The organism is Cellulophaga sp. 3_MG-2023, assembly GCF_030546975.1.
GTDB lineage: Bacteria > Bacteroidota > Bacteroidia > Flavobacteriales > Flavobacteriaceae > Cellulophaga.
In genome coordinates this window covers 1-13933 of record NZ_JAUOPS010000002.1, presented here as the reverse complement: position 1 = coordinate 13933, position 13933 = coordinate 1, and the positions used below count along the sequence as shown (strand labels likewise).

Here is a 13933-nt window from a genome sequence, read left to right as displayed (position 1 = left end):
TACAAATTGTAAGCAGCTTTTTTATTTTAAAATATCTCCTGTAGATCCTTTTGGGGTAATTTGTAACTCCAATATGCCTCTGGGTTCTAGATTTTTTTCTTTTCTGTGAGATACAAATATTACTGCTGTTTGTTTTTTACAGGCAATATGGTTTACAAGATTCACAAATAATGATGCGCTTTTATCGTCTAAGCCAGCTGTTGGTTCGTCTAAAATTAATACTAATGGCTGTTTTACCATAGCTCTTAATAGCATTACTAAGCGTTGCTGTCCCACAGTAATCTCATTAAATAATTTATTTTTTGAATCTAATAGTTGTGCTATGCTTAACCATTCTTCAGCAATTTGTATTTGAGTTTCGGTTGGTTTTGTGTAAAGACCAATAGCGTCTGTAAAACCTCCAATAATCATATTTTTAACTGTGTGGTTTCCTTTAAAACTGTCTACTAATGATGGTGTAAAGTATCCAATCTTCTTTTTTATATCCCAAATACTTTCTCCTGTTCCTTTTTTTTGTCCAAATAAATACAACTCTTGTCCGTACCCTTTACTGTTCTCACCGGTTATCATAGATAGGAGTGTAGTTTTTCCACTTCCATTTTTACCTATAAGCTGCCAAAAATCTCCTTTGTTAATTTGCCAATTTATATTTTGTAATACTTGCTTCTTTTCAAAAGAAACAGAAACATTTTTAAAGCTAATAAGTTCTTTGCTTTTGTGGTTAATAACGTTAGTGTTGTTAGGTATTTTAAGCTGTTTTAATGTGTGCTCATTACTTAATGATGTTATATATGTCTCTAATGACGAAAACGCTTTTAAATTACTCTCTTGTAATTTATATATGCTAGACTCAATGGGTAACATATCTTCAATTCTGCTTATTGTTAAAATTAAGCTGGTTTCTTTAGCTATGTTAATTAGTAAATCTTTTAATGTTTTTTGATAAGCTACATCTAAATTATCATAAGGATTGTTTAAAATAATATAATCGGGCTTTTTGGATAAAATGTAGTTAAGTAACGCTTTTTTTTGCTCACCACTAGACATTGTTTTTAAATGTTGAGAGGTGTTGTTTGTTATTGTTTTTATATCGTGAATTTCTTCTTCTCTAATAAATTTATGTATTTCTGATTTAGAGAATAAAGCAACCTTTTTTTCTTTTAAAAAATTAAATTGAGCATTATGGCTTCCTTTAAATAAAGATGTAATAAATACTTTTGTATTAGATGTGTTGCTTGTAAAAATGGTGTAATGCTGTGGCATTAGTTGTAATTTATTTATATACTCTGTATATGTCTACTGGGTTGTTGCTGTAGCTGGTAGTTTTGCTTAAGTGCATTCCGTTTGCTATGGCAACCTTTTGTGAGGGTATATTATCTATATGAATAATAGATATTAAAGAATCTGCAAAGTTATTAGAGAAAGCATATTCTTTGCATTTTATAGCTGCTTCCGTAGCGTATCCTTTTTTCCAATATTTAGGAAGAATAGAGTAGCCAATTTCTAATTCATCTTTATCGTCTACTGTTTGTACCAGTAAGCCACACAAGCCAATGAGTTTATTTGTTTTTTTACAAATAAGCGCATTCATACCACCAAGATTAAACTGGTAGCGCTCAAAAGCTCTGTTAAATTGTTGTTTGCAAGCTGTATTGGCATCTTGTGGAATGCCATCCCAAAACTCTGAAGATCTTGGATCTTGATGAAAAGGCAACCAATCTTTAAAGTCAGATTGCACTAATTTTCTAAATAATAATCTTTCAGAAGATTCGCCATTTAGAAGATACTTCATTGTAATTATAGTTTAGTAAAATCTATTTTGTCGCCTACTTCTAACAGATATTTTTCAGATAATCCTGCATTAATTTCTAAAACATACATTACAGGTACTTTACTAGATAAGCCAGTTTCGTCTAATGGCTTTGCGTTTTCTTGAAAACTGGCAATACGTAAGTTTTCATCAATATAAATAATATCTAAAGCTATTTTAGTATTTTTCATATAAAAAGAATGTACTCTAGAATCAGGGAAAATAAATAACATTCCTTGTTTTTCTTTCATACTAGTTCTTTCCATTAAACCAGTTTGCGTTTCGTAATCTGTTTCGGCAATTTCTATATCTAAAGTTAACGCTTTAGTGTTATCTGTACTCTTTGTAATTGTTAAAGTACCTTCTTTTGTAAAAGCAGGTTCAGGAGTTTGTATAACTTCTGTTTTGTTTTCTTTACAGCTTGATGCTAAAGAAATAATAGCAATTAATAAAAAAGAATAATTCTTTAATGTTTTCATTTTAAGCTTTTTTAGGTCTAAATACAAAATATGCGCCTATTAGTATAAAAGGAATACTTAACCATTGCCCTGTAGATAATGTGCCTAAAGACTCTTCAAATCCACCTTGACTTTTCTTTACAAACTCTACAAAGAAACGGATGGTCCATAATAGCATTAAAAATAAACCAAACAAAAATCCGGCTTTATCTTTTTTATCTGTTTTCCAGTAGAAGTATGATAATATGATGAAAACGAATATATAGCAAACACCTTCATACAATTGTGCAGGGTGTCTAAAAGGAATACTTTCTAAAATTGAAGCAAATTTTGGATTGTTTTCTATAGCTTTATAAGCTGCGCTTACAGTTCTTTCTTTTGTTAAAGCCATAGCTCTAGAAGCTGGCATATCATCAGAGTCTCTTATAAATTTTGTGGCGAATATAAATGCTTTCTCTGTGATTTTTCCGTTAATTTCAGAATTGAAAAAGTTGCCTAGTCTAACAAAAAATGCTCCTAAGGAAACAGGAACAACTAGTCTGTCTAGCAACCATAATATTTTATAATCAGGGTATTTTCTGTTGTATAAATACATACCTATAATTACACCCAATGCTGCACCGTGACTAGCAAGACCTGCAAAACCTGTAAACTCATAACCTGTTATTATTCCAAAAAGCCTTCCGCTAGGGTTTTCTCTAATTGGTAATAATATTTCTATTAAATGGTTTTGGTAGTGAGCCCAGTCATAAAAGAAAACATGTCCTAGACGTGCGCCTAACATTGTTGCAATAACGGTGTATAGAAATAAAGAATCTAACTGCTCTATTGGTTTCTTCTCGTTAGTAAAAATCTTTTTTATGATTACCCATCCTAAAGCAAAAGAGGTAATCCATAATAGGTTGTAGTATTTTATTTGTATTTCCCCAATGTTGAATAAAGTTTCGTTAGGGTTCCATAATATACTTAAAAAATGCATCTATTTTCCGTTTTGTGAATGGCTAATATACGTATTTTGAGTAAGGGGCTAAAAAAGAAACTGTGATTATAAGTTAATTTTATCCTATTATTTTATTGCTGTTCTATGGAACAGGGTCGTAGCCGCTGCCACCCCAAGGGTGGCAACTAAAAATACGTTTTGTGGCTAACCAACCGCCTTTAAATAAACCATGCTTTTTTAAAGCCTCTACCGTGTATTGTGAGCACGTAGGAGAGTATCTGCAACTAGCCGGAGTTAAAGGAGATATAACTGTTTGATATATTTTTACTAATAGAAGAAGTGGTGCTATCAGTATTTTTTTTATCATTTTAATTTATTTTAAGATACACTAAAAGTAGTACCGTCTTTACCGTCTTTAAGCTGTATACCCATTGCTAATAATTGGTCACGTATTTGATCTGATAATGCAAAATCTTTATTGCTACGTGCATCATTACGTAATTGTATTAGCAGGTTTACTACCTCTTCTAGTTTTTCTGAGTTTCCGTTAGAATCTTCATTAACACCAGTAAGTCCTAAAATATCAAATACAAAGGCATTAAGAGTATTCTCTAATAGTTCTTTGTCTTCTTTGGTAATAGTTTTTTTACCATCTTTTATTAGGTTAATGTGCTTAACGGCTTCAAATAAATGAGCAATTAGAATAGGTGAATTAAAATCGTCATTCATAGCATCATAACATTTTTGTTGCCAAGCTGCTACGTCAAATTCAGTTTTATTACCAGTTTCTATTGCTTTTAAAGATGCAATAGCTTCCATTAGTTTTAGGTATCCTTTTTCAGATGCTAATAAAGCATCATTACTAAGATCTAAAATACTTGTGTAGTGTGCTTGCATCATAAAAAACCTAACGGCAGATGGTGAAAATGCCTTGCTTAATATGTTGTTGTCGCCGTTAAAAATCTCATTAGGGTAAATGTTATTGTCTGTAGATTTAGACATTTTTTTACCGTTTAATGTAAGCATATTTGCGTGTAACCAATAATTTACTGGAGAGGCGCCATTGCTTGCTTGTGCTTGTGCAATTTCACATTCATGATGCGGGAATTTTAAATCCATACCGCCACCGTGAATGTCAAAAGTTTCACCTAGATATTTAGTACTCATTGCAGTACACTCTAAGTGCCAACCAGGAAAACCATCTCCCCAAGGAGAAGGCCAACGCATAATATGTTCTGGTTCTGCTTTTTTCCAAAGTGCAAAATCTTGCGGATTTTTCTTGTCGCTTTGTGCTGCTAATTCTCTAGTATTAGCAATCATATCCTCTAGTTTTCTGCCGCTTAAAATACCGTAGTTGTTTGTTTTGTTAAACTCAACAACATCAAAATACACAGAGCCGTTAACCTCGTAAGCAAATCCTTTTTCAATAATATCCTTAATAATTTCTATTTGCTCTATAATATGTCCTGTGGCAGTAGGCTCTATACTTGGAGGTAAAAAATTAAATTTTTGTAGCGTGTTGTGAAAATCTACGGTGTAGCGTTGTACTACTTCCATAGGTTCTATTTGTTCTAAACGCGCTTTTTTTGCAATTTTATCTTCACCTTCATCAGCATCATCAACCAAATGGCCAGCATCTGTAATATTACGTACATAGCGTACTTTATACCCTAAATGCTTAAAATACCTAAAAATCATATCAAAAGACATAAACGTACGGCAATTGCCTAAGTGTACATTACTGTAAACAGTTGGCCCACACACATACATACCAATGTGTCCGTCGTTTATAGGTTTAAACTCTTCTTTTTTTCCAGAAAGGGAATTGTAAACTTTTATTGTCTGATTTTTGTAAAGTTGCATTATGGCTAAAGGGGTTTAAAAGTTGGTGTCTAGCTTTATATAGTCTAAAAATTCTTTACGGGTAGCTTGTTCTTTAAATTTACCGCCATATTCTGCAGTAACAGTGCTACTTTGTATGTCTCTAATACCTCTAGAGTTTACGCAAAGGTGTTTTGCATCTATAACGCAAGCTACATCTTCTGTTCCTAAAACCTCTTGTAATTCTCTAACAATTTGTATGTTTAGTCTTTCTTGTACTTGTGGTCTTTTTGCGTAGTAATCTACAATACGGTTCATTTTAGATAAACCAACAACCGTACCTTTAGATATGTATGCAACGTGTGCAATACCAACTATAGGTAGTAAGTGGTGTTCACAAGTAGAGTAAAGTGTAATATTCTTTTCAACCAACATTTCTCCGTATTTGTACTTGTTATCAAATGAAGAAGATTTTGGTTTTTTATCAGGATTTAAGCCTCCAAAAATATCTTTAACAAACATTTTTGCCACACGCTTAGGAGTGTCATTTAAACTGTCATCTGTTAAATCCATTCCTAGTGTAGTTAATATATCTCTAACACTGGCTTGTATTTTTTCTATCTTTTGGTCGTCATTAAGATCAAAAGCGTCTTCTCTTAAAGGGGTGTTTTCAGCTGCAGATAAATGGTCGTTATCCATTTCTTCATCAAACCCTTCTATAGTGCTTTCTATTTTCATCAGCCTAAAATTTTTTAGAAATGCAAAGATATACATATTATGGCACTTAATGTTATAGTTTAAGGTGTTTGACAACATTAATTAGTGCTAAAGTTTGTTAAGGTTTAGTTTTACATATTATAAACTTTTGCCAATCTATGAAAAGGTTTTACGCAATAGCGTTTTTTTTCTTTACTTTAGGATTGCTGTCTGTTAGTGCGCAAGTATCTGCAGATTGTAGCAATGCTATACCTATTTGTAATAATACGCCAACTAATGGTGGTACAGATGGTTATGGAGTGGACGATTTTGGTGGCGCCGCAGAAACTGGTTGTTTAGAGCGTACTTTGTCTGGGGCAATAGAATCTAACTCTGCTTGGTATAGGTTTAAAACTGGAGAAGCTGGTGAATTAGGTTTTAATATTAGTTTTGATACTGCAGAAGATTGGGATTTTGCGTTATATAAAGCAAGTGATTGTAGTAGTTTAGGAGATCCTGTACGTTGTAATTTTTTTGATAATGATGACGGTTATGCTTTTACGGGAGTAGGAGAGGACCCAACGGGAGCAACTAATGTGCAATATGAAGATTGGTTAACGGTTGAAGCCGGTGAAGAATACTACTTGTTAATTAACAATTTTAGCAATTTAAACTCTGGTTTTTCTATTCAGTTTTCTGGACAAATATTTATAGACTACCCAAATACAGCATTAGACTGCTCTATTATTAGTAATTTATTGGGGCCGCCAATTGCAGCTTGTGATGGTGATATTGTTAGGTTAGATGCTACTACATCAAATACAGCATCATATACTTGGTACAGGGATGTAGGTTTAGGGTTTACAGAAATTTTAGGTGAAACAAATGCTACTTTAGATGTAACTACAGATGCAATGTATAGGGTAGAAGTGATTTCTAATACTGCAGATGTTTTAATAAGTGATGTTCAAATTGCTTTTTCTACAGCACCAATAACAAATTCTATTTCAGATGTTACTTTGTGTCAAGAGGATTTGCCATTTAATTTAACGTCTAAAAATAGTGAAGCACTGGGTGGCCAGTCTGCATCAGATTTTATTATAAGCTACCACGCAACCCCCTCAGATGCTTTTAATAATGCTTTAAGTTTGCCAATGCAATACAGTCCTGCGGTTGGTGCAACTACCGTTTATGTAAGAACAACATCAGTAAAAAATTCTAAGTGTTTTGATGTGTCTGAGGAGTTTAATTTTACAATTGTAGAGACTCCTATTTCTACAGTAGATACAGAAGTTTTTTTGTGTGAAGGAGCAACTTCGGAAACAATAGGGGAAACTAATCCAAATACTAATTATAGTTACAATTGGCAAAGTGGAGAAACAACACCTACTATTCAGGTATCTTCAGCAGGAACCTATGTTTTAGATATTAGTTATACCAATATGGGTATTACTTGTGTTAATAGCGTAACTGTAGATGTTATTGTAGGTCAAACACCATCAATCTCTACTATAATAATTGAAGATTTTAATGCGAATAATAAAGTAACTGTAGAAACTGATATTGATGGAGATTTTGAGTATCAAATTGATGGTTCTCTTGTGCAAGACAGTAATGTTTTTACAAATGTATCTGCGGGTGCACATACGGTGTCTATTATAGATAAAAACGGATGTGGTTTTGTAACAGAAGATATTGTTGTAGTGGGTTTTGATAATTATTTTACTCCCAATGGTGATGGTGTTAACGATACTTGGCAAATAGTTGGAATGGAATCTTTGCAACAGCCAGTAGTACATATTTTTGATAGATATGGTAAATTATTAAAAGAGTTGCGAGGAAACGACTCTTGGAATGGGACTTATGGAGGTAAGTTATTGCCTGAGTCTGATTATTGGTTTAAACTAAATTATATAAATACTACAGGAGATATGGTCACTGCAAAACATATCAGTAGTCATTTTACCTTAAAACGATAAATTTTAACTAGAAGTAAAATTGGTATTTCGTCGATTATGCAAAAAAATATTCGATGTAATGCAATAAATTTTATTATTTGCCGCTTATAATATGGTTATGTAACATTCCAACCAAGTAAATACTTTATGCGAGCACAATATAAACTAGTTGTAGGATTTCTTTTTTTTACACTACTTAGTAACGCGCAATTTACCCCAGATTGTAGATCGTCAATACCAGTATGCGGAGATGCACCAATAAGCGGAATTGCAGATGGAAGAGGGGATATAGATGATTTTGATCCCGATGTAATACGACAAACAGGTTGTTTAGAAAAGGGTAGTAATAGCTCTGCAAACATTGAGAATAATACGTCTTGGTACGTGTTTAGAGCTTTAAAAGACGGTGTAATAGGTTTTGATATTTCTGCAGATAGTGATACGGCAGAGTGGGATTTTGCTGTTTACGGACCAGATACAGATTGTGCAAGTATAAGCGATGGTACAGCACAACCGGTTCGTTGTAATTACGAAGCTAATAATACTGCTTTTACAGGTTTAGGAACAAATCCGGAATCTGGGCAAGATGGTTTTGCTTTTGTAAAAGGTAGTAAAAACACTTATGATGAGTTATTAGATATAGCAGAAGGTGAAATCTATTATATTTTGATAAATAATTATAATACTAATTTTGATGGTGATCCAGAGCCTTTTACTTTAACTTTTACAGAAGATGTAGATGCATTGGATTGTACTTTTAGAGATGAGTTTTTGGGCTTAGATGTAGATGCTTGTGAAGGTGATCCAGATATAGTTTTAAATGCTTTTAGATCTCCAGTAGGGCCAGATGTAGCAAGTGTTGTTTGGTCTGTAGACTATGATGATGACGGTGTTATAGATGATCCAAATTTAGCTACAGGTACAGAGTATACAGTTACAAGTCCTAATACAGGTAGGTATTTTGTAGAAATAACTACAGCTTCTGGTACGCCACCTTTAGTAACAGATGATGTTTTAATAAATTTTCACGCTCCCCCAAATCCTGCAGACATAGAAATTACAGTTGTAGATTATTTAGTAGATAGAAATGTAATTGATATTGTAGTAAACGGAACAAGTAGTTATGAGTATGCTATAAATGGCGGTGAGTTTCAAGATGAAACACTTTTTCATGATGTTCCTCCAGGTCAAAACACATTAATTGTAAACGATAAGTTTGGTTGTGGTACATCTGAAGAAATTCCATTTTTGGTAATTGGGTATCCTAAATTCTTTACTCCAAATGGAGATGGCGTTCACGATGGTTGGAATGTGCTTGGTATTGAAGAATTAGTAGATGCTAAAGTTTATATTTACGATAGGTATGGTAAATTGTTAAAACAACTTGCGCCAGGAGTAACTTGGAATGGTACATTTAATGGTAAAAAAATGCCCGAGTCAGATTATTGGTTTCGTATGGAATATGCAGAACCAGAAGCTGGTGTAATTGTTGCAAAAACGTTACAAAATCATTTTACTTTAAAAAGATAATAATTGTATAAAGAATAAAAAAAAGCAGCCCAACGGCTGCTTTTTTTATTTAGAACTGTTAATTTTTTAAAAATTTACAGTATATCCTAAAGTTACATTTGTATTTGCAATATTTACTTGTGCAGGAGTAGTTAAGCCGGCATTAAATAATTGCTTGTTAACATCTTGTTCTGTTCTGTTGTAAGCAATATCTATTCTGTTAGGGCCAAATGTATATCCAAAACCTAATGAAAACCCGTTTAAATCTCCAATAGTGTTTTCATCTTCATAAGGACTTTGTTCATATCTATAACCAGCTCTTAAGCTAATGTCTTCAATTCTATATTCACCACCAAGTCTAACTGTAGAAACAGCTCCTAGCTCATTAGATATTTGATCATTAGCAGCTGCAAAACCAGAATCACTTGTTGGTTTAATTTCTGCATTGCTCATATCTTGGTACCCGTAATCTAAACTAAGTAAACCATCTTTTCCAAAAACAAGTGCTAAACTACCTGTTAATTTACTAGGTGTTTTAATAGTGTATCTTTCGTATAAGTTTATAACATTAAAATTGATAAAACTAATATCTTCGTCTGCTTCATCTGAAGATATACGTTGTGATGTATCGTCTGTTAATCTGTACCAAATAGGGGACTCATAACTAGCACCAACCCTAACAACTTCATTTAACTTAGCAATTGCCCCTAAAGCAAAAGAAAAACCATTACCTTCTGTGTGTAAGTAATTGTCAAACGTAGTTCTTGTAATAGGACCAGACTCGTATCCTGTTTCAGTAAATTCTGTGTATTTATCATACATTATACTATGGAAGTTTAAAGAAGCTCCCAAGTATAAATTGTCTTGGTATTGTGTAGCAAAATCTAAAATAAATTTGCTGTTGTAACCATTGGTGTTTTCTATGTAGTTTTGATCTACAGTATTGTAATTTGCATTACTAGTGTAAGCGGTATTGTTGTCATCAGTTTCGTCAACCGGATTAATAAGTCCTCCATAATAACCTAAAAATGCTTGTTGGTCTACAAAACCTAGGTTTTTTCCAATATCTAAATAAGCTTCTTCTAAATATTCACCGTCTCTTTTTAATAGAGGGCCAAAGGGAACACCGTTAGCATAACTTAAAAAATATTTATCTATACCTTGGTTGCTATTTCCTGATATTTCAAAATTGTTATCAAAATTTTGAACCAAATCATAATTGGCTGCAATTGCAATTTTTTTCCAGTCGGAGTTGTTAGATTTAAAAACAAGCACACCACCAACTTGGTTAATCTCTAGATCGTTTCTTGTTGCCTGTCTGTGTGTTCTAAAATAATTTGCATCATTTTTTTTGTTGTAGTTAGATAATGTTGCAGAAAACAAATGATTGTTAAAGACTGCAGCACCAGCGGGGTTTGTGTTTAAAGCAGATAAGTCTCCACCTAAAGCACCAAAAGCACCACTCATTCCTTGGTAACGGGCTGTACCTGTTAAGTTTTGTTGGTTGTATTGCAATGCATCATTTATGTTTTGTGCACTGGCAATACTACATACCAAGCCAAACGCTAAGGCGATATAATTTTTCATCCTTTGAGTTTTTATAATTAGTTTTTGTTTTAAAGTGTATCTATGTTATCTGCCTCTACCTGAAGATCTTCCGCTAGATGATCTTCCACTTGACGAAGATCTACTGCTAGATGATGATCTGCTGCTTGAAGAAGAACTTCTTGCGGACGAAGACCTAGAAGAACTACTGCTTCTTGTAGTTGTTCCTGAGCTTCTAGAGCTGTTACCAGAACTTCTGTATGTACCAGAGCTTCTTGTTGTAGAAGATGGTCTTGTGTACGTAGAACTAGATCTAGTAGTTCTTGTAGTAGTTGGTCTAGCGCTGCTGTTGCTGCTACGGCTATAAGTGTTTCCACTTCTTGTATTAGTGCCTCTGTTGTATGTGTTGCTTCTAGAGCTAGTGCTGTATCTAGGTTGCGTTCTAGTACTACGACTTGTTCTGTAGGTTCTATTACGGTTTATACCGTCTGCACTAACACCAGATCTATTACTGTATGTGTTAGATGATCTGTAACTATTATTACTTCTAGATGATGTTGCAGACTTCCCAGATCTGTAATTAACATTAGATCTAGATATGCTCGTGTTTAGGTTAGATCTGCTAGAGCGTGTGTATGTGTTTCTATTATTGGCATATATAACATTGTCGTAACGGCCTCTTCTGCTATTGTTGTAAGCATAAGAGTTTCTGCCGTAGCCATTATAAAATCTATTGTTGTAATATCTGTTATTGTAGTAAGGGTTGTAGTATCTTCTTCCGTAATAAGGATTGCCCCATCCGTAGCCATAACCAAATCCGCCCCAGCCAAAACTGTTATAACCTCTGTATCCCCAGTTGTTCCATCCCCAAGGACGTCCCCAAGTATTGTAGTAGCCAATACCACCGTAACCATAACCCCAAGGGTCATAAAAACCTCCGTAATTATTCCATCCGTTATCATGAATGTTTATGCTTACCTGCGTAGGGTTATCTCCCCATCCTGGATTTCCGTTGTAGTTATTTGCAACATCTTCATCTTGCACATCACTATAATATTCATCAACATCAGTAAATACCTCACCATCTAAAATAGCGCTATATTCATTAGCTTGCTGGCCAAAAAAGTCCTGATATTCATTAGTGTTGTCAACAGGAGCTGTTTCTACAGTTTGCGGAGTGCTGCTAGAATATATGCCGTCGTTGTCATAATAAGATGCATCTTGGTAAGAACCGCAAGAAACAATTAATGAGCCAACTAAAAGGCTAAAAGCAACTTTTTTAATTTTTTGGATGGATTGGGAATATATCATCATATTAAATTTAATTGTTGTACAATGTAAAAATAGTTAGTTTTGTCGAACTATAATTTATTTATTGATAAAAACACAATATTTGTGCCAAACTACTAATAATGAGCAAGAAGTTAACTAAAAGAGCCGAAGATTATTCCAAATGGTATAATGAACTAGTTGTAAAAGCAGATCTTGCTGAAAATTCAGCAGTTCGTGGATGTATGGTTATTAAGCCGTATGGATATGCAATATGGGAAAAAATGCAAGCAGAGCTAGATAGGATGTTTAAAGAAACAGGTCATGAGAATGCCTATTTTCCTTTATTTGTACCTAAAAGCTTGTTTGAAGCTGAAGAGAAAAATGCAGAAGGCTTTGCTAAAGAGTGTGCTGTAGTTACACACTATAGACTTCAAAACGATCCTGATAACGAGGGTAAATTAAGAGTAGATCCTAATGCAAAGCTAGAGGAAGAGTTGGTTGTACGCCCAACTAGTGAAGCAATTATATGGAATACCTATAAAGGTTGGATACAGTCTTACAGAGATTTACCTTTATTAATTAACCAATGGGCTAATGTAGTGCGTTGGGAAATGCGTACACGTTTGTTTTTACGTACAGCAGAATTTCTTTGGCAAGAGGGACATACAGCACACGCTACAGAAAGTGAAGCAATTGCTGAAGCAGAGCAAATGATGAATGTTTATGCAGACTTTGCAGAAGACTTTATGGCAGTACCAGTTATTAAAGGACTTAAAACTCCTAGTGAGCGTTTTGCAGGTGCAGTAGAAACATATTGTATAGAGGCATTAATGCAAGATGGTAAAGCTTTGCAAGCAGGAACATCTCACTTTTTAGGACAAAATTTTGCTAAGGCTTTTGATGTTAAGTTTGCATCTAAAGAAGGAAAGCAAGAGCACGTTTGGGCTACATCTTGGGGAGTTTCAACTCGTTTAATGGGGGCTTTAGTTATGACGCACAGTGATGATAACGGATTGGTTTTACCTCCTAAATTAGCACCAATACAAGTTGTTATTGTACCAATTTATAAAGGAGATGATCAATTAGATGCTATTTCGGAAAAAGTAAATCCGTTAGTAAAAGAACTTAGAGCTAAAGGAATCTCTGTTAAGTTTGATAATAGAGATACACATAAACCAGGGTTTAAATTTAACGAGTACGAGTTAAAAGGTGTTCCGGTACGTATTGCAATAGGTAAAAGAGATTTAGAAAATGGTACTTATGAGGTAGCTCGTAGAGATACATTAGAAAAACAAATTGTAAATGCGGATGATATTGTTGGTAAAATTGAATTTTTATTAGACGATATACAAAAGAACATTTACAAAAAAGCAGCAGATTATAGAACCAACCATATAACAGAAGTAAACTCTTATGATGAGTTTAAAGAAGTTTTAGAAAGCAAAGGCGGATTTATATCTGCGCATTGGGATGGCACAGAAGAGACAGAGGAGAAGGTTAAAAATGAGACAAAAGCCACTATTAGATGTATTCCTATGGATGCAAAAGAAGAAAATGGTAGTTGTATGGTAACAGGTAAACCCTCTAAACACAGGGTGTTATTTGCTAAAGCATATTAATTTTCAAAAAAAATTGACTTAGGTATTGCAATAATTAAAAATAGTTGTATTTTTGCATCCGCATTACGCAAAAAGTTAATGGTCCGTTCGTCTAGGGGTTAGGACGCCAGGTTTTCATCCTGGTAACAGGGGTTCGATTCCCCTACGGACTACAAGTTCTTAAAGCAGTTATAGTTTTGTAATTAGATAAAGTTTTCTTTATTTTGTACGCTACTATACAAATGGTAATAATGGTCCGTTCGTCTAGGGGTTAGGACGCCAGGTTTTCATCCTGGTAACAGGGGTTCGATTCCCCTACGGACTAC

The 13933-nt window shown here is 33.9% G+C and carries 12 protein-coding genes and 2 tRNA genes; 5 read left to right on the top strand and 9 right to left on the bottom strand.

Features of this window, described 5'->3' with window-relative positions; translation table 11 throughout:
• Positions 1-21: 21 nt before the first annotated feature.
• The 7 genes from Q4487_RS04870 to folE all read right to left on the bottom strand — a co-directional run bounded on the left by Q4487_RS04870 (position 22) and on the right by folE (position 5767).
• Positions 22-1263, bottom strand: a complete 1242-nt coding sequence (locus Q4487_RS04870; protein WP_303541254.1) for an ATP-binding cassette domain-containing protein — start codon at positions 1261-1263, stop codon at positions 22-24.
• A 10-nt stretch (positions 1264-1273) separates the two neighbouring features.
• On the bottom strand, positions 1274-1792 hold the full coding sequence (locus tag Q4487_RS04865; RefSeq protein ID WP_303541256.1) for a GNAT family N-acetyltransferase: 519 nt from the start codon (positions 1790-1792) through the stop codon (positions 1274-1276).
• A 5-nt stretch (positions 1793-1797) separates the two neighbouring features.
• Positions 1798-2289, bottom strand: coding sequence for a DUF192 domain-containing protein (locus Q4487_RS04860; protein ID WP_303541259.1), 492 nt, complete (start codon positions 2287-2289; stop codon positions 1798-1800).
• Between the two features lies 1 nt (position 2290).
• Positions 2291-3247 (bottom strand): prolipoprotein diacylglyceryl transferase, encoded by a 957-nt coding sequence (gene lgt / locus Q4487_RS04855; protein ID WP_303541261.1) that lies wholly within the window; start codon positions 3245-3247, stop codon positions 2291-2293.
• A gap of 103 nt (positions 3248-3350) precedes the next feature.
• A complete protein-coding gene (gene yidD, locus Q4487_RS04850) occupies positions 3351-3575 on the bottom strand; it encodes a membrane protein insertion efficiency factor YidD (protein ID WP_100896584.1) in 225 nt (74 codons plus the stop codon).
• A gap of 11 nt (positions 3576-3586) precedes the next feature.
• On the bottom strand, positions 3587-5071 hold the full coding sequence (gene cysS / locus Q4487_RS04845; protein WP_303541264.1) for a cysteine--tRNA ligase: 1485 nt from the start codon (positions 5069-5071) through the stop codon (positions 3587-3589).
• A gap of 15 nt (positions 5072-5086) precedes the next feature.
• A complete protein-coding gene (gene folE, locus Q4487_RS04840) occupies positions 5087-5767 on the bottom strand; it encodes a GTP cyclohydrolase I FolE (RefSeq protein WP_100896582.1) in 681 nt (226 codons plus the stop codon).
• 137 nt (positions 5768-5904) lie between these two features.
• Here folE and Q4487_RS04835 point away from each other — a divergent pair, with 137 nt between their 5' ends.
• Both Q4487_RS04835 and Q4487_RS04830 read left to right on the top strand, forming a co-directional pair.
• Positions 5905-7704 (top strand): T9SS type B sorting domain-containing protein, encoded by a 1800-nt coding sequence (locus tag Q4487_RS04835; protein ID WP_303541268.1) that lies wholly within the window; start codon positions 5905-5907, stop codon positions 7702-7704.
• A 126-nt stretch (positions 7705-7830) separates the two neighbouring features.
• Positions 7831-9213, top strand: a complete 1383-nt coding sequence (locus Q4487_RS04830; RefSeq protein WP_100896580.1) for a T9SS type B sorting domain-containing protein — start codon at positions 7831-7833, stop codon at positions 9211-9213.
• A 66-nt stretch (positions 9214-9279) separates the two neighbouring features.
• On the opposite strand, the gene Q4487_RS04825 is transcribed toward Q4487_RS04830, so the two are convergent.
• Positions 9280-10779 carry an OmpP1/FadL family transporter gene (locus Q4487_RS04825; RefSeq protein WP_303541271.1) on the bottom strand — a complete coding sequence of 500 codons (1500 nt, stop codon included), beginning with the start codon at positions 10777-10779 and terminating at the stop codon, positions 9280-9282.
• A gap of 45 nt (positions 10780-10824) precedes the next feature.
• Positions 10825-12051, bottom strand: coding sequence for a hypothetical protein (locus tag Q4487_RS04820; RefSeq protein WP_303541273.1), 1227 nt, complete (start codon positions 12049-12051; stop codon positions 10825-10827).
• Positions 12052-12149: 98 nt separating this feature from the next.
• Here Q4487_RS04820 and proS point away from each other — a divergent pair, with 98 nt between their 5' ends.
• From proS to Q4487_RS04805, 3 genes are all read left to right on the top strand, one after another.
• Positions 12150-13628, top strand: coding sequence for a proline--tRNA ligase (gene proS / locus Q4487_RS04815; protein WP_303541275.1), 1479 nt, complete (start codon positions 12150-12152; stop codon positions 13626-13628).
• Between the two features lie 80 nt (positions 13629-13708).
• Positions 13709-13780: transfer RNA gene (locus tag Q4487_RS04810), tRNA-Glu, on the top strand.
• Positions 13781-13860: 80 nt separating this feature from the next.
• Positions 13861-13932: transfer RNA gene (locus tag Q4487_RS04805), tRNA-Glu, on the top strand.
• Position 13933: the final 1 nt, after the last annotated feature.